The sequence below is a fragment of the Enterobacter sp. JMULE2 genome, assembly GCF_013337145.1.
Taxonomy (GTDB): Bacteria; Pseudomonadota; Gammaproteobacteria; order Enterobacterales; family Enterobacteriaceae; genus Enterobacter; species Enterobacter mori.
In genome coordinates this window covers 174,121-190,708 of the sequence record NZ_SGWD01000018.1, presented here as the reverse complement: position 1 = coordinate 190,708, position 16,588 = coordinate 174,121, and the positions used below count along the sequence as shown (strand labels likewise).

19 protein-coding genes and 1 pseudogene are annotated in these 16,588 nt (G+C 45.5%); 7 read left to right on the top strand and 13 right to left on the bottom strand.

All coding sequences use genetic code 11. From position 1 onward, the window contains the following. Window positions 1-89 precede the first annotated feature (89 nt). Entirely contained in the window at window positions 90-767 is a 678-nt protein-coding gene (locus EXW94_RS25525) for a DUF6884 domain-containing protein (RefSeq protein ID WP_174341399.1), read from the bottom strand. 168 nt (window positions 768-935) lie between these two features. Between EXW94_RS25525 and EXW94_RS28395 the strand changes: the two genes are divergently transcribed. Next, window positions 936-1,466 carry a hypothetical protein gene (locus tag EXW94_RS28395; protein ID WP_174341398.1) on the top strand — a complete coding sequence of 177 codons (531 nt, stop codon included), beginning with the start codon at window positions 936-938 and terminating at the stop codon, window positions 1,464-1,466. A gap of 114 nt (window positions 1,467-1,580) precedes the next feature. On the opposite strand, the gene EXW94_RS25515 is transcribed toward EXW94_RS28395, so the two are convergent. Continuing rightward, complete coding sequence (locus EXW94_RS25515; RefSeq protein WP_050862636.1) at window positions 1,581-1,850, bottom strand: hypothetical protein; 270 nt, start codon at window positions 1,848-1,850, stop codon at window positions 1,581-1,583. Window positions 1,851-1,875: 25 nt separating this feature from the next. Further along, entirely contained in the window at window positions 1,876-2,193 is a 318-nt protein-coding gene (locus EXW94_RS25510) for a hypothetical protein (RefSeq protein WP_050862635.1), read from the bottom strand. Window positions 2,194-2,414: 221 nt separating this feature from the next. Here EXW94_RS25510 and EXW94_RS25505 point away from each other — a divergent pair, with 221 nt between their 5' ends. Genes EXW94_RS25505 through EXW94_RS25495 form a run of 3 tightly spaced genes read left to right on the top strand, consistent with a single transcriptional unit; the run spans window position 2,415 to window position 5,466 of the window. Then, window positions 2,415-3,761: an ISNCY-like element ISLad2 family transposase gene (locus tag EXW94_RS25505; RefSeq protein ID WP_174341573.1), complete on the top strand. Its 1,347-nt coding sequence runs from the start codon at window positions 2,415-2,417 to the stop codon at window positions 3,759-3,761. A 58-nt stretch (window positions 3,762-3,819) separates the two neighbouring features. Beyond that, on the top strand, window positions 3,820-4,620 hold the full coding sequence (locus tag EXW94_RS25500) for a hypothetical protein (protein ID WP_174341397.1): 801 nt from the start codon (window positions 3,820-3,822) through the stop codon (window positions 4,618-4,620). A 36-nt stretch (window positions 4,621-4,656) separates the two neighbouring features. Next, entirely contained in the window at window positions 4,657-5,466 is an 810-nt protein-coding gene (locus EXW94_RS25495) for a hypothetical protein (protein WP_174341396.1), read from the top strand. A gap of 80 nt (window positions 5,467-5,546) precedes the next feature. On the opposite strand, the gene EXW94_RS25490 is transcribed toward EXW94_RS25495, so the two are convergent. The 3 genes from EXW94_RS25490 to EXW94_RS25480 form a co-directional block, all read right to left on the bottom strand. Further along, window positions 5,547-6,482, bottom strand: a complete 936-nt coding sequence (locus EXW94_RS25490) for a hypothetical protein (protein ID WP_174341395.1) — start codon at window positions 6,480-6,482, stop codon at window positions 5,547-5,549. A 366-nt stretch (window positions 6,483-6,848) separates the two neighbouring features. Then, window positions 6,849-7,643: a hypothetical protein gene (locus tag EXW94_RS25485; RefSeq protein WP_174341394.1), complete on the bottom strand. Its 795-nt coding sequence runs from the start codon at window positions 7,641-7,643 to the stop codon at window positions 6,849-6,851. A gap of 70 nt (window positions 7,644-7,713) precedes the next feature. Next, complete coding sequence (locus tag EXW94_RS25480; protein ID WP_254797894.1) at window positions 7,714-8,337, bottom strand: DUF2913 family protein; 624 nt, start codon at window positions 8,335-8,337, stop codon at window positions 7,714-7,716. Between the two features lie 86 nt (window positions 8,338-8,423). Here EXW94_RS25480 and EXW94_RS28625 point away from each other — a divergent pair. Further along, window positions 8,424-8,567, top strand: a pseudogene (locus EXW94_RS28625) (ISNCY family transposase); the annotation flags it as partial. Window positions 8,568-8,620: 53 nt separating this feature from the next. Continuing rightward, on the top strand, window positions 8,621-9,307 hold the full coding sequence (locus tag EXW94_RS25475; RefSeq protein WP_174341392.1) for an HAD family hydrolase: 687 nt from the start codon (window positions 8,621-8,623) through the stop codon (window positions 9,305-9,307). A gap of 25 nt (window positions 9,308-9,332) precedes the next feature. On the opposite strand, the gene EXW94_RS25470 is transcribed toward EXW94_RS25475, so the two are convergent. From EXW94_RS25470 to EXW94_RS25440, 7 genes are all read right to left on the bottom strand, one after another. After that, window positions 9,333-10,583 (bottom strand): VWA domain-containing protein, encoded by a 1,251-nt coding sequence (locus EXW94_RS25470; protein ID WP_174341391.1) that lies wholly within the window; start codon window positions 10,581-10,583, stop codon window positions 9,333-9,335. 57 nt (window positions 10,584-10,640) lie between these two features. Next, window positions 10,641-11,216 (bottom strand): TerD family protein, encoded by a 576-nt coding sequence (locus tag EXW94_RS25465; protein WP_174341390.1) that lies wholly within the window; start codon window positions 11,214-11,216, stop codon window positions 10,641-10,643. A gap of 69 nt (window positions 11,217-11,285) precedes the next feature. Further along, window positions 11,286-11,864 (bottom strand): TerD family protein, encoded by a 579-nt coding sequence (locus EXW94_RS25460; protein WP_174341389.1) that lies wholly within the window; start codon window positions 11,862-11,864, stop codon window positions 11,286-11,288. A 48-nt stretch (window positions 11,865-11,912) separates the two neighbouring features. After that, window positions 11,913-12,953 (bottom strand): tellurium resistance membrane protein TerC, encoded by a 1,041-nt coding sequence (gene terC / locus EXW94_RS25455; protein WP_174341388.1) that lies wholly within the window; start codon window positions 12,951-12,953, stop codon window positions 11,913-11,915. 23 nt (window positions 12,954-12,976) lie between these two features. After that, the gene (locus EXW94_RS25450; protein WP_174341387.1) at window positions 12,977-13,432 is read right to left on the bottom strand and encodes a tellurite resistance TerB family protein; all 456 of its coding nucleotides are present in this window, start codon (window positions 13,430-13,432) and stop codon (window positions 12,977-12,979) included. A gap of 22 nt (window positions 13,433-13,454) precedes the next feature. Then, window positions 13,455-14,615, bottom strand: coding sequence for a TerD family protein (locus tag EXW94_RS25445; RefSeq protein ID WP_174341386.1), 1,161 nt, complete (start codon window positions 14,613-14,615; stop codon window positions 13,455-13,457). After that, window positions 14,615-15,196 carry a TerD family protein gene (locus EXW94_RS25440; protein ID WP_174341385.1) on the bottom strand — a complete coding sequence of 194 codons (582 nt, stop codon included), beginning with the start codon at window positions 15,194-15,196 and terminating at the stop codon, window positions 14,615-14,617. Before EXW94_RS25440 ends, EXW94_RS25445 begins: the two co-directional genes overlap by 1 nt. Window positions 15,197-15,520: 324 nt before the next feature. Here EXW94_RS25440 and EXW94_RS25435 point away from each other — a divergent pair, with 324 nt between their 5' ends. Next, complete coding sequence (locus EXW94_RS25435) at window positions 15,521-16,579, top strand: ATP-grasp domain-containing protein (RefSeq protein WP_174341384.1); 1,059 nt, start codon at window positions 15,521-15,523, stop codon at window positions 16,577-16,579. Window positions 16,580-16,588: the final 9 nt, after the last annotated feature.

The following is a 16,588-nucleotide window of genomic DNA, read 5'->3' as shown; positions in this document are numbered from 1 at the left end:
CTGTTTGGACGTCATTTCCCGCTTTGCCACCTGGTAATGACGGGTTACCGGGCCAGTAGGTGAAAAGTTACTTTTCACCTACTGGCGTTTCAACTGATGTACAGAACTGATTCGAAGGCGTTGCTTTCAAGAATGCGCTTAGCATGTTTGATATTGAGGGTCGTCATGTTTGCACCCAGCTCGCCCATCATGGACTGATTTGCACATTTCACATACGGCAGCAGGTTACCGGCGTAGGCTTTAGTTGTGACAATAGTAATCTGCGTAAACGGATCTGATAACTTATTGATACCTTCAAGCAGGTCGCGCTCTATCGCCTTCAGATAGAGGGGGGATGCTGCCAGAACAAACCGATCTGCGTTGTGGGTGCCGAGAAGTTCAGAAAGCGAACAGATGCGGCCTGGCAAAATCGGTTCACGAATATGCAATGCCCATACGTCTGACGAGTCGTGGGGCATGAATGAGAAGCTTGCCTCATAGGGCATCGTGGGATCGGAACTATGGCGAAGTCCGAGACCGGCGGAAATAACCCAAAGTGAGACATTCGGAAAGTGATTGCTTATTTCTAACGCTGTTTTCCAGTGAGCACCGCGATACAAATTTTTTGCGTCAGTAATGTCTTTGCGTTGCTGGTACCGGTGTCTGACCATCGATGACCATTCTGAAAATGCCTTGCGGATATCAGTAATATCATTTGGAAATATAGAGTCTTTCACGTCGCCATTTTTACTTTTCGCACATGTTGTTATTAAATGAATGTTAACCATGCTAACTCCATTAAATTAGACGCCTGCGTTATTAACTTCTGTATAAGTTATTTTAAATTTCGGTGTGCAGATAGTGTTTGTGATTATTTCGATTATGCTAGCATATCTATTAGGTCGGGAATATAAGTCACTCAATATTTAAGCAAAGCAAAACGCAGGGGTTGTATTATGGATTTAATTGATAAAGAGATTAGCAAATGTACGATGGAGGGATTTGGCTGGAATTTGGACGAGTTCAACCATGCAACGCCTGTATCATCGCACTTCGTGTATTTCAGAGATTGGCGTTTTAAGAAAACATGGTTAGTGTCGTTATCTCAAAATGATTTTAATAACACGAGAGTCACGACCAGGGTAAATTTTGAAGAGGTGGTTGCGGGGGTTGCTACAATCATCAATAAAGTTGTAAGAAGCCAGAAGTTGAGTCCTGAGGAAAACAAAGCGTATGCCCCTTTGCTGACCAACTACATTAAGCAGACACAATGTTTTCAGGCGTGGCGACGTCAGGTCTCTTCTGAACAGCGATTGCATTTTATCATTAATGTTTATGCGGATTCTAAATTCAATAAAGATGCGGTGAAGTTCCGGCCATTTATTATTAATGCTGATGGGGTCATGCTTAGTTCGGCAGAGGTTGAGGAGTACACGGCCCATGTCTTGGGAGGCGATAAGCAAAAGCATCCGGAGTGGTTCAGTTAATCGGGTGTTTTGTAAGCTGTGTTATCAAGTAACTGTAGAGCAGTTTGTCCCGTCAACGCCGCCATCGGGCTGCGTTGACACGCAAGGCTTTGAGTCTTAGTTCCTACAAGGAATTTACTCATAGTCTTCTGGTGTAGCTAAAGCATGGAGAAAAGTATCTGTTCTATAGTCATTGCGCCACCCGATCCACACCGATGCATCACCATCACTAGAGAGTTTCCGGTTGCCAAGCATTGGCGTTTCTGGCTGCAACACTGAAGCACAATTAGTTACGGTATCAGCTTCAGCAACCCAAAGGCTAGCGGTTGTCTCAAAACCAGAAATCAATACAGTAGCGTCCGGATCGTACCCAGCTAACATTGCCTGTAGCTCTTTTACTTTCATCGTGAAGTCCTTAGTTTTATCTACATTATTTGAGCTTTTTCATGGCCTCTAAAGATGCGAGGTGGGAATAATACCTATCACCAAATTTTTCCTTCGCACGCTTAACGCGCATTTTCTGCGCGAGCTCAGTCTTGTTATCGGCCTGATAGGTCCTATTATTTTGCGTCTTTATTTCTGCCCCTGGGCCTGCTGCGTACTTTTTGTTTTTCTCGCTGATACACGCTCGGCATTTGCTCTTGAGGCCAAATTTGCCCTTGAGCTCTTTTCCAAACTGTTCAAAGGGTTTTACTTGCTGACATGCTTTGCATTTTTTATAACCCGGGGGGAGGTTGGTGTCAGCCATGAGTTGCTCCAGTCGATATTGTGTATGGGTGATTTTAACTTAAAGGCGACGTCTCTTCCAAATAAATCGACTACTTAACGATGATTTCACATAATCCTCGTTATGCGCACTAAGTCTGTTAGAACTATTTAGTAATGTCACTTTTTATCCAGATAGAAACGTCACCTTAGAGTAAGCTAAACTGAATGCAATTCTAAGGGACTCAACGGATGTTGGTGACCATGTCAGATAAAGAGATTCATCGCTTGCCAGTGATACAGGCTGTTTGTGAAAAGCGCCTACGTCGTCGCGATGCAGCGTCACAGCTTGGCATCTCAGAACGTCAGGCGCAACGGCTTATCAATCGTTACCGGGTTTCTGGTGCTGAAGGACTTGTCAGCCGCAAACGCGGTCAACCCAGCAACCGTCGGTTGACCGAATCTCTCAAACTACGCGTACTCACGCTGATACGTGAAAACTACAGCGACTTTGGACCCACACTGGCCGCAGAAAAACTCAGAGAGCGTCATGATATCCGGCTTTCAATCGAGACTGTCCGCAACTGGATGACGTCGGACGGACTCTGGGTTCCGCATGCTCGTCGCAAGTCACGGGTTTATCAACCCCGGCATCGGCGTGATTGCCTGGGTGAACTTATCCAGATCGACGGCTCCCACCATGACTGGTTTGAAGGCCGTGCGCCAAAATGCTGCCTTCTGGTATTTATCGATGATGCCACCGGCCGCCTGATGCATTTGCGGTTCAGCGAGTCAGAAACAGCCTTTGACTACATGCTGGCAACCCGGGAATACATTGAGCAGCATGGGAAACCGGTATCGCTGTACAGTGACAAACACGCAATATTTCGCGTCAGTGGTCCGGAGAACCGCAATACCACCGTTACCCAGTTCGGACGTGTGCTCTATGACCTGGCAATCGAGCTTATATGTGCCAACAGCTCTGAAGCTAAAGGCCGCGTGGAACGTGCGAATCAGACTCTTCAGGATCGACTGATCAAAGAAATGCGTCTGGAAGGTATTACCGGCATTGAGGCTGCAAATGCCTGGCTTGCCACTTTCATTGCAGACTTTAACCGCCGATTCTCACGTCCGGCCAGGTTCCCGAAAGATTTGCATCGTCCGGTGCAGGAAAGCCCCGGTGAGTTAAGAGACATCTTTGCCTGGCATGATGTTCGTACCGTGTCGAAATCACTGACATTCCAGTACGATAAGATCCTTTATCTCATGGACCCAACAGAAGAAAATAGCCGTCTTGCCGGTGAAAAAATTAAAGTACTGGATTATCCCGATGGCACCCTCGCCTTCCACTATGGGCACCGGAGCCTTAAGTGCCAGGCATTTGATAAGCTGGCCTGTGTCGACCAGGGGCAGATTGTTGATAACAAACGTCTCGGGACAGTACTCAGACTGGCTCAGGTAAAACAGGATGAGCGGGAAAGCGAAGGCAAACGGGAACGAAGCAAAAAATCGCCCAGCCGTAAGGCTCAGGTTCGCGTCCAGGAACAGCTCCGGGCTATCAATCCCGTTCTGGCAGACCCGAGCTTGTTTGTGGCAAGTTCAAAGCGATAGAATCGACCATCAGTGCTGCAAAGTACCGGAACAGTGAGCCCCCAAAAGGATACTTGAGATGATTAAATTCCCGACTAAAAAGCGCGTTGATTTGTATAAAAATGCTGTCAGTTCTGAGCAATTACATCTGGATCTGGCTGCGGCTCAGGAGTTCATGTTCGATGCCTGGGAAACGGATGACCTGGACGTTGTGCTGAAACTCATCAGAAAAGCTATCAAGAAATCCCCGCTCTGTGCTGACGCATACTCATTCTACTGCGAGATATCTCAAGAACCTCCTGAGTCAAAAATCGGGAATCTGGAGACGGCTTTGTACGCAGCCAGCATTGCTCTGGGCGAGGATTTTCAGGAGTTCGCAGGACGTTTCTGGGGATTTGTCGAAACACGTCCATATATGAGAGCAAAAGCAGGCTTGGCTGATGCATTGTGGGAGTCTGGTAACTTCTACCCGGCCATGGCTCATTGCCGCGAAATGCTGCAACTTAATCCCAATGATAACCAGGGGATTCGTCATTTATTAACGAGTTATTACCTTGAACTGGAGATGGTGGACGATCTAGTCTTACTACTGGATGATTATTCAGAAGATATGCGCCCGTATCTTCAGTACGCGCGAGCCCTCCTCGCTTACAGGCAGTCATCCCCGGATGCAGATGATATAGCTAAGATTGCGATCGGTTCCAATAGACACATCCCCGGTTTGTTATCAAAGTGCCGCTTGCAGCCTAAATCTAACTCGGGATATATAACTTTAGGCGAAATGGATGAAGCCATTGATTATGTAAACCATAATATGAAACCATGGATAAGGACGCCTGGTGCAATAGATTGGTTAGCAAATATTAAGAGTGAAAAATAAGATATTAACAATAGTTTATATTAATAAGGAAAAAACATGATCGAATGTCCTATGTGCAAACTCACTGTTTCGCAGGTTTGTAAGAGTCATTTTATGCCTCAACACGTATATCGGCGTTTTAGACGTATGGTAGAGGAAGGGAATAAACTTAATTATATTGATAGTAAATTCGATACCTATGTATTGCCTATGGAACTCACGAGTAATTTGCTATGCTCTAAATGTGAACTTAAGCTTAAGCTTAAGGTGAACGGAGAAGATTACTTCTCTGAAATGTGCCTTCCCAAGACTGACAAATCAGATGTATCTAAGTTGTACAAAATATTGTATAAAAAACTAATTCCGGTTTGGAATGCCTCTGGGAAATTAGCTCCTCAAATATCTATAGGGCAAGGTTTCTCTGACGGTATAGATATAGATATAGATATAGATAAATTGTATTATTTCGCCATAAGTATGTTTTGGCGAGGAACATTTGAATGGAAGCAACATTATATTCCAATAAAAATCCAAGATGAATTAAAAGAGAAAATTAGGTTATATCTTTACGATAAAGATAAACACCCATTAAATTTTAAAGTCGAAGTTGTTCCTGCCTTTTGGTCATTACGATTCGGTGCAATATTCCCAGCGAATAAAAAACAGGATGGTCAATTTTTCTTCTCTATTTCATCGTTCGATTTTCATTTGGATTTATCTAAAGCGGTGAAACCATTTTTCTGCCACTCACCTATTACCATTCTTGCTAGCCCTTCTCTTGATTCGAAAGCGTATAAAGTTTTTATCAAAAAACATAATGGATCAACAGAGAGAGGAAAGGTCAAGAAAGAGCTTTCCTGGCTATAAAATCATCTGAAATAATAATGTGTTAGTGGATGACTGGATAGCTTCTGCGATGCAACAGAAGAAGTTATTTGGCCTTAAAATCAATCATCTTTATCAGCGTAATATTGACCAGAGCAAAAATAACAGCGATTTTCTACTAACCCATCATCCATTTGCCATGTTTCCATTTCGTCAGCAACAGCCATTGTTCCACAACAATCACACGGGATTTCAATTTCATCGCTTTCTTCATTAGCACAAAATGTACATTTGTATCCAGTGCTCGATGTTTCTGATGGTATCATAGTGTTGTTAGAGCATTCGGGGCATTCATATACATTCCATTCGATAAGAGCATAAAACTTATGCCTGACCCCACGAAATGCCTCAGCCTCTTTTTCTTCGACCTCTTTTTCTGCCTCTTGTAATAAATGAGTGTACTCGTCAGCTAAAATAGAAAATATTTTATAATTATGTGCGCCAACTTCACTTTCCAAGTCAAATAAATCAAAGATATCAATAAACTCTGCTACACCCCGAACAAGTCGACCTATGCACAATCTTGCTTCTTTAGGAGGTAATCTGAATTGATAGTGTTCGATATTATTTCTTAGGCCTTTAATCCACTCTATATCTTTGCAGAAATCAATATCTACAAATTGGACGCCAGTTTTGCTACACTTTTCACATTGTGAAAAAGACAGTGCTTGATCAAGTGTTATAGTATGAGGGAACGGGATGTCTCTTAATAGTTCTTCAAAATCAAATCCTTCTTCGCAGAGCAAATTATATGCATCAAGAAGATCAATTGCATCTTTTTTCGAACGTTTCTCAACATGCCTAAAGCATTTGCTGAATAAAATATTTTCATCTACAGATGTAATATAAAGCTTTAATACGAGCTCTAAGAAATGGGATATGTGCAATATGGCAAATTTAAACTGTCGTATATCCCCACTTTGCCCCAACTCAAACTTGACCAGAGCCTCATTGAAACTATCCAATGCATTTTCTTTTAAACCTAACTGATATTCCATCTCTCAATCAACTCATTTTAAATAATGAAGGAACATACTAACAGAAAGTGCCCTTTCTATCTTGTACCAAGAGGTGACACTTTAAAACTGCATTGACAAAGTCATTGATTTATATGATTATTTTATTTTGAGGTGCGCACTGGGATTTACACCGGAGCAACAGATTTAATCGCTGATCCATTTCCTGTGATTCATTTCCATTCCTGTGGTGAACATCGGTTGAAGCTGTAAGTTAAAGTACTTCGTGATACCATTTAATGACTTACAGCATAATTTACCACCTAAGGGGTGAATTAGCAGTTTGTTGGCTGAAGCACAAAAAAGTGTCGATCAGGGGTAGATTGTCGATAACAAACATTAGGTATTTCACCATAATATTCCCCAGCGGCTGATTGTAGTTTGGTAATGTGGTGAAATCAGGGATGAGAGCCTATTAATATTTTCATTGTTGTTAATATTTATGATGTTGAAATTATTACTACTTTCAGGAATATTGATTTTAGTGAAAGTAAGCAAAGCATCTATGTGTTTTAACCCATCATATACATGGTCTAAGTGTATATTAGACTCTCTACCATCACAGTCTGTTTTAACCAAGTGTCCGCGAGACTGAGGTATTTTAAATTTACGCCCGTAATTATCATTAAGTATCTCATACTCATCACTTTTCATAAATATCGCTGCGTCAAGTAGCGTTGCTGTTGGTGTAAAAGGAAAAATGTCACCTAAATCAACAGCTATGATATTTACATCATTCTTGCTTACAATGCCTTTTTTGAACCAGCGCTCATATTGTCTTGTTTTATCAAGTATTTTGGAGGTTAGTTGTGTTTTGGGCTTGTCCGTAACTGCATTTTCTCTTGCATTGATACTTTTATATCGGAATCTTTCATCTTCTTGGGTCATTAAGGTGACTTCGAAATTAAAACGAATGCCATTCATCTTCATTATAATATCGGGATGGTTTTCTCCAGTTTGCTCAATCAGCCCATTTTTTTTACCAATGCATTTTTGCAGAATAGATGCAAAAAAAACCTCGGAAGGAAATGATAATCGCTTATTAATATCGTTCTCAAGGTTAATTTCTTGGATAAATGAGTCCTGATGCCTGCCAAGATATTGTTTTACCTGTTGATAAGCTAGTTCATAATCGAAGCTCACATACTTCTCCTAATTCGACGCTCTATACCGGGGCTAGTTAAAAAATACTTAAATCGACGCCATAAAGCACCTAAATCCCTTCGGGAATATTGTTAGTTTCTGGCTGTAGCATCAAAACCGTATATCCCATACTTACAGGATGTTTCTCCATTGTGAGCCTGCATTGCTCCAGCAATGGAAATATCCCGTCAGGAACACCAGATACGCGCACCTCAAGTGGGTGAATTAGCTCTCCCGTTTCTGTAAATGAGCAATGGAGTTGGGATTTTTGCGTATACACTGCTGATACTTCAGTGCCGGATTTCCAGCCATCTTGCCACTCAGCATCCGATAACAGGTGGTCCTGCCAGCCCATCGTGCGTAGCGTGTCAATCATGCAGGTAAATCGAAACAGTGTGCTCTGACTGGCTAACTCACCTGAACTTGCCAGCCATATGTATTCCACTTTGCTAAAAAGACGTGCGGAGGGGCCATAAAGTCTTCCCTGTTCCTGTAACCAGATAATGTCCGACGCAAGCGATTTCGGAAAGAGTTTGCGTTTCTGAGCAGTTGCCAGCCATTGCATTATGAACATGTGTGTTTGCAATGAAGTGAGTGATTTTCTTTCTTTTCGTGCAAGTTTTACAGCAACGATGATGCACCAGGCCAGATGTGCGAGTTCCGTATCAGGACGTTTAGTTGATGGTTCAGACAATACATTCTCCGTGACTGTCAGGAGGAATTTTGAAAAACCGAAGGATAACATGAAAATCGGGACGACTCAGCTATATCATTTCCACACGTTATCATGGAGATGGTCCGCCTGGCATGCCCAGCCGTCATCGTGGTAAATCCAGCAATCAGTTGCCTCAGGGGCTGGCCGTATACGCACTGAATATTTATCGCGAGCACTATAATGATTTCGGTCCGACGCGGGTCAGTGAACTTTTTGTCCCTCTCAGAAGGTGATAAAATTCGGATTAACTTTCTCCTTCTAAATGAATTTACATGTGAATACGTCAACTCGTGCTGAAACAAAGGTTCTTTCCGTTTTTGACTTTGACGGAACCCTTACCCGCCATGACAGCTTTATACCCTTTCTGCGCTTTGCCTTTGGTAATCGTTGCTTTACTCGCAGGCTTGTTAAACTTGCTATGCCTTCCCTCAGGTGTCTGGGGCGTAAATTGACGCGGGATGAGCTCAAAGAGACGTTGATATCAACGTTTCTCACGGGTATCGAGGAAACATGGGTACAGGAAAAAGCTGAACTCTATTGTGATTTTTACTGGGAGCGCTTAATGCGAGCGTCAGGTTTGCTGGCTGTAGCTTCCGAAGTGTCTTCCGGCGTAGAGGTGACACTATGTTCAGCCTCACCAAGGCTTGTGCTATCGCCTTTCGCAGAGCGGCTTGGGATCAAGCTGATTGGCACTGAACTTGAAAGTGTAAATGGGATTCTGACCGGGCGCATTACAGGGCACAATTGTCGTTGCATACAAAAGATCAACCGGCTGGAATCTATATACGGGTCTCTGGATCAGTATCATCTTCGGGCATGGGGAGACACTCGGGGTGATTATGAATTGCTGGCGGCGGCGAAAGATGCCCACTGGCGGCATTTCCATTCCCGCTGGGACAGGAAGAAAGCGGAGATATCCCGCCTTAAAGCGACCTCTTTCAAAGATTGAAAACGCCCCGCAGGACGTTTTAATTTTAAAGAAGCTTAAGAACCTTCGCCTCTTCGTGCCAGGTTCTGAACTCTTCGAGCAACTGGTCAAAGAGCATATCGTCACTCACTGACGCAAAATCATCCATCGCGAAGAAATGCGTATTGTCAATTTTACGGTCGGTAAAATCATCAAGGTTTTTCAGGACGCCGTAGTTAGAGCCACCAAGGCCCACAAACTTCCAGAAAATGGGATAGTTTGCTGAGCGGCGAATAGCATCTTTAATAGCCCGGGTTTTACTGATGCCCCCGTCAGTGATGAAGACAATATAGACTGGGATTTTACTGTCACGGTAGTAATCAACAATCTCTTCCATAACCGGTGGCTCGTTGTTAGTACCGCCAAGCCCTGGCAATATTTCCCACATTGAGCGTTTGCCGGTATTCTGGATAGCTGCGATGTATCCATCCAGATTATCCAGCGTCACATCCGGATACTTGCGATGGCGCTCCGCAAAGCCCCAGAGATCCATATCTCCGTCATCATCGAACTGAGCCGCCAGTACCGCTATACGATCAAGAACAGACTGGACATGCCCTCGTTTAAACTGGCCGGTCATCGAACCCGAGGCATCCAGAACAAATGCCACGCTAGCCTCTACAGTATCAAGTTTATGCTTTGTCAGGCTGACCGTTGCCTTTTTCGCAAGGCTGACCAGCCTCGGTGCCCGGGCTTCAAGTTTCTTCTCCAGGCTGACACTGATTGTCTTAACCGGCTGTGGTACTGGTTCAGATGGCGTAGCAACATCAACGCCGTAGCTGACTGCGAGGGGTTCAAGCCCACCATTAAAGCCGTGACCCAGAACACGAATCTTCCAGCCCCCCTGATAGCGATAAACCTCCGCAAGAATGATCGCTTTCTCACTTCGACCCAGTGTTTCGGCCTCAAAGGATGCCACACCTTCCGCACTCAGATTCAGATGGCGTAAACCACTTATCGTGTCATTCCCGTCTATGACAACAGTGACAGCGATTTTATGGATGTTCGCAGGGACTCTGGTCAGTTCTATGCAAATCTTTGACTGTTGAGCCTCGGGGGTTAGCGATACGGCGCCTTCAGGCGAGCACAGGTTATTAAAAAATATAAAGTCGAGATCGCTGCTTACCTTGCCATGCTCATTGAGTAAAAACAGGCAGGTGTCTGGTTCCCCTGAAAATCCAGCAGAAGTGGGATAATCCAGATTAAGGACGAGTGTAGAAGTTTGCAGAAGTAAATTTTGTCCTGATTGCAATTTCATCGTCATTCCTTGCATAAAAAAACCCCGGATATCCGGGGTTGAGATCATTTCTACTTATCAGATATTCACGCCATGTTGGGATGCCAGTGCGGACAGACCGCCTGCAAAACCCTGGCCTACTGCTTTAAACTTCCACTCAGCCCCGTGGCGGTAAAGCTCACCGAAGACCATGGCCGTTTCGGTGGATGCATCTTCAGACAGATCGAAACGGGCAATTTCAGCACCGTTGTCATTATTGTAGACACGCATGAAGCTGTTACTCACCATGCCGAAATTCTGCTTACGCGCATCCGCATCATAGATAGTAACGGCAAAAACCATTTTTTTCACATCAGCAGAGACTTTAGACAGGTCGATTTTAACCTGCTCATCATCACCGTCACCTTCACCAGTACGATTATCCCCCTGGTGCTCAACAGCGCCATCGGAGCTGATTTTGTTGTTGAAGAAAATGAAATGTGAATCAGACAACACTTTACCGTCGTCACCAACCATGAATACAGATGCATCGAGGTCAAATGCCTGCCCGTCAGTCACGCGCGCGTCCCAGCCCAGGCCAACCATCGCCACATTCATGGTTGGGGCTTCTTTAGTCAGAGAAACGTTACCGCCTTTTACGAGAGAAACTGCCATTGTAAACTCCTGTTCATCATTTTAGTTTGGGCCAGATTACTGGCCCATCTATGTAAAAAGTTACTTTTCTCAGGACGCATTAATGCCGTACTGAGCACAAACGGAAGACAGGCCACCCGCATAGCCCTGGCCTACCGCACGGAATTTCCACTCACCCGCGTTACGGTACAGTTCACCAAATAACATTGCGGTTTCGGTCGACGCGTCTTCTGACAGATCGTAGCGAGCCACTTCAGTCTGGTTATCATCGTTCACCAGGCGAATGAATGCCCCGGCAACCTGTCCGAAGCTCTGGCGGCGAGTCTGTGCATCGTGGATCGTGACCACGAAGACAATTTTATCGACATCAGCCGGGATCATATCCAGTTTAATTTTCAGTGATTCATCATCACCGTCACCTTCACCGGTGCGATTATCACCGGTATGCGTCACTGAACCATCGGTCGATTTCAGGTTGTTGTAGAAAATAAAATCAGCGTCACCGCGTACTTTACCATTCTGTGACAGAAGGAAAGCGGAAGCATCCAGGTCAAAGTCCTGACCATCGGTCGAACGCGCATCCCAGCCAAGGCCGACCAGGACATTTTTCATTGTAGGTGCTGCTTTACTCAGGGATACGTTTCCGCCTTTGGAAAGAGAAACACTCATACATTAACCTCTTACGTTTAATTAAATTTATCTAATTATATCAGGAGATTAACTCTCCTTTTTCTCAACTTCTGGTTTGCCAGGGAACATAATGCTCAAAACAATACCCACAGCCAGGACGCCAAGGACAACATACAGACTTGTGGTGGCTGCGATACTGTAACCATGGTGCCAGATGTGATCTGTTGCATTCAGCCCCAGTTTTACAGCGATAAAGAACAACAGCACGATGACCGCTTTCTCAAGATGGACCAGATATTGCTTCAGCGCTTCGAGAACAAAATAAAGGGTACGCAGGCCGAGGATGGCAAACATCATGGCACTGTAGACAATCAATGGCTCACGGCTGACGGCAATAATGGCCGGGACGGAGTCAAAGGCAAACATGACATCTGAAAGCTCAACAACCGCGACACACAAAAACAGTGGCGTGGCGTACATCGCGGCTTTCTTACCACGACCGATGGTCACGTCTTTGTTTTCTGGTTTCGCCAGTTCTGCATCAACTTCTTTCTGCGAGAGCAGGAATGCATGCCCTTTCAGTTTCGGCCAGATTGGGAAGAAGCGTTTCACCATACGGTAGGCAAGGTGCTGGGAATAATCCTCAACTTCATCTTCATCGTCGCCACTTTTGAGCATCATGACAGCAGTCCAGGCCACAATGATCGCGAAGACGACTTCAACATACGGTCCAAGACTCAGGAGGCTGGTACCAATAGCAACAAAGATGCCTCGGAATACGATGGCCCCGATAATGCCCCAGTAAAGCACCCGGTGCCGATAACGGTCCGGCACTGAAAACCACGAGAAAATAGCCATCATCACGAACAGGTTATCAACGGAGAGGACTTTCTCCAGCGCGTAACCGGTAACAAACAGACTTGCAACTTCAGCACCGTGATGAATATAGAGGAATCCGGCAAAAGCCATCGCCACGACGACCCAGAAAAGGGACCAAAGGGCGGCACTTTTCAACGAGATTGGCTTGTCGTCACGGTGCATAAACAAGTCAATGAAGATGGCCCCGACTGACAGTACAATGAAAACAATGACCGTTTCAGCCGGAAAACCGATGTGTGTTGAAACCATAACTACCTCTTAAAGGTCTGGACTCAAAGACCAAATTCAGCTGGATCAAAACCCAGCGCAGTCGCAATCTCACGGACTGCCTGCTGTTCATCCTTATCGAAATTACCGTCACTTTTGGCGACAGCAATACCCACTCGCAAAGCCAGCTGTGCTGCTTCAGGCTGATCTTTGAGTGCAAGGATATGTTTCATGGTTTCGCCCTTCCCGATTTCCATATCGAAATCGAAACTGGTCACCAGTTTGTTGAAGAATTCGATAACCTCAGTGGTATCGAAAACTTTCAGCTCTTCTGAGGAACGAAGAAAACCAATCATTTTCTGTTTTTCTTCTGCACTCACGCCATCGCTTGAAACCGCAATACGTGCGCATACCGCGACGGTACCCTGCATGAATTTCTTATTTTTAAAACGACCCACCTGGCGGGTCAGCTCTTCACGGCCTGAATTAAGAGCACCTTTTACTTTGTTGAGAAAGCTCATTTTTGAATCCTTGGTTGCTGTGTTATTTAGAACCCGCACTCCAGCGAAAGCCCCAGCCAAATGCACGGTCCATCTCGGACTGCCCTTTGAAGTACTGGTTAATTCGCTCGACTTTAATGGAACCATTTTCGTTAACGAGACGGGCAATCGCACACAATGTGCGTTTGTTTTCCCCCTCAGTCAGACGGGTTTCAATCGGTGGTTGTTCCGGTACATGGAGTGTGACCACGCCATCTGTTTTATCCCAGCTGGCTGCACCTTCGTAGATAAAGGCATAGATCAGCACCTGACGGATGTTTTTCCATTCTTTACCGTTAATATGCAGCCACTCACCTTCTGAAACTGCGCCGGTCCGGTCATCACCCTGGAGTTGAACGTAAGGTTCATGATGATAATTACCAAAGGCGTTACCCAATGCCTGGATGACCGATTTGTATCCGTCCTGGAGTTCAACAAATGCCCCTAAATCCAGATCCACACCTTTGGAGCCAAACATGCTACGCAGCCCGGATGAGCTGTTAGTACGATTCCAGTTCAGGTTGATGCGAATTTCCCCGAAGTTGTCGCGCTTGGCAAGACTGATAGCCGGTTTCTCTTTGGTTAGAGAGACCTTGCTCAGACTGATTTTACTGGCAGCGGGAGCAGGAGGCGGAGTCGCGACCGGTGGGGTGGACACCGGAGCTGGGGTGTCAGCAATATCGACGCCAAAGTGTTCTGCCAGTGGTTTAAGACCGCCGTTAAATCCCTGGGCGACAAAACGAAACTTCCAGTCATTATTGCGGCGATAAAACTCTCCCAGAATCAAAGCGGCTTCCTGGCGTCCGGTCAGTTCTACTGGTCCGGCAATCAGAACGTCATTGCCCTTTTCCACCTGTATGGACAGATTGCGCAGACCAGCGACGACCTGCCCCCCGTCACAGGTGACAGTAAAAGCGACTTTCTGTACATCTGCTTTCAGGCGATTAAGCGAAACGGTAAAGGTGGTGTTATGTCCTTCACTGACCAGACTGATGGTTCCGTCGTCATTTCGGGGCTGACCATAAAAGACCATATCGGCATCACCCTGCACTTTCCCGTTTGCAAACAAACGAAAAGCGGATGCATCGACAGGTCCCCCGGAGAGAATACGGACGCGAAGCTCCTCTGAAGGAACGGGGGCATTACCCCCCGGCGTCAGGTTCATTAGCGGACCACCGTAGCCACGATGTCAGCATGCATGTCGTCAATAGTACGACCGCGGCATGCATGACCATGAGCAGTAAAGTCCCAGTTACCGTTATTGCGATGCAGTGATGCGATAACGATACCGGTATGAGGGCCCTGCTCGGTCAACTGGTAGCGAGCCAGTTCTTTATTCGACTGGTCAACAACGCGGCAGAAGGCATTAGCGACATCATTGAAAGACTGTCCACGGAAACTGTTTACGGTGAAGGCCAGATATTCAACATTTGGGGAGAGTTTGCTGAGGTAGACATTGATAACCTCATCATCGCCGTCACCTTCGCCTGTGAGATTATCACCGCTGTGAACCACAGAGCCGCACGTTGATTTCAGTTTGCGGAACCAGACGGTATCAATAGTTTTACCGGTGCTGTCCATTAAGACGCAACCGGCATCCAGATCAATAGAGTCGCTGCCACCGAACATCCCGCCAAATAACCCTTTTTTCTTGATGGGGTCCCACCCGAGGCCAAACTGAAGCTGGCTGAGCGCGGTGGATTGTTTGCTGAGTGATACCGTCTGATTCTTGCTTAATGAAACCATATTCATTTCCTTAAAATGGTATTGACTGAAACAAGGAGAAATAAAGAAATTTTGACTGCGAAGAAAATCATATCATGATGTAGTTCACTCGCAAGCCAATTTTGGAAAAGATTTGTGACTTTTTATCTTCCTTGGTCGGATTTAAAATAATATAACTTTGTTATGATATTGAAATTTTTGAATAAACAAGGATTGCATTACTGTGTCTCTCTATGCATTTCTGGATGCTTTAAGAAATCATAATATGATTGACATGTTTGGCGGACCTTTTTAGACTCATTACACTCTCCAAAAAGATTCTTCACCGCAGGTTAATTTGAAAATATGAATAATAAAATTTGGCTAATGGAAGGATTATCGTCTCAAAGAGACATCATCCAGGGAATAAAGTCTTTCGCAGCAAAAATGCAGACTGACCTGACGGTTTACGCCTCACACCGTAATGAACGTAACGAAATTCTTTCTGTCGCAGACTTTTCACTGACAGAGCCTAATGATGCCGAACAGCGCCTGCCCTTTATCCTTTCCACGATTGCACAGTGCGGTATTAATGCCCTTCATGCCGGACGTCATGGTCAGTGGTTTGGAAACCACCGTGTGGACATCGAGGCTTCAGGTACATCACTGACTACCGGTGCATCCGGACCAGAATGGCTGGAAATGGCAGATGACAAAGTAACTTTTGCTGAAGTAATGGAAGAAAATCGCCTCCCTGTGGTGCCATCTCTGCGGATCAATTCCATTGAAGAATTGCAGCATCATCTCAGTCATTCCCCTTTTGAAGGCCAGCAGCTCTGCGTAAAACCCGTTACCGGTATTTATGGCATGGGTTTCTGGCGCTTTGATGACACGGCATCGTCAATGGACATTTTTAACCATCCGGCAAACCGTGTTGTTCACCCACGCCAGTACCTGGCGGCACTGTCCGGTACAGAGACGTTTACGCCCCTGGTTTTAATGCCTTATCTTCCTGGCCCTGAATATTCTGTTGATATCCTGGCGGACAAAGGCGAAGTGCTCGCAGCGGTTGCCCGTCGTAAAGAAGGCCCCCTTCAGTATCTTGAAAATAGCGGTGAAGCATTTGAACTTGCCTGCGCCTGTGCAAGTGGGATGAAGGCTGATGGGCTGGTCAATGTACAAACCCGCAATAACGTCACTGGCAACCCCGTTCTGCTGGAAACTAATATGCGGCCGTCTGGCGGCATTGGTTATACCCAACACAGTGGGGTTAATTTACCGGGGTTGTTTGCCTTCCATAAGCTGGGCCTGATGTCGAAAAGTGACGTTATTGAGATGGCAAAGCGCGATTTCGCTGCGGCCACTGTGCGATCCGTAACTGATGTTATCGCGTACCCCACTCACCTGACTAACCGACTGAACTGAAGGATTGAA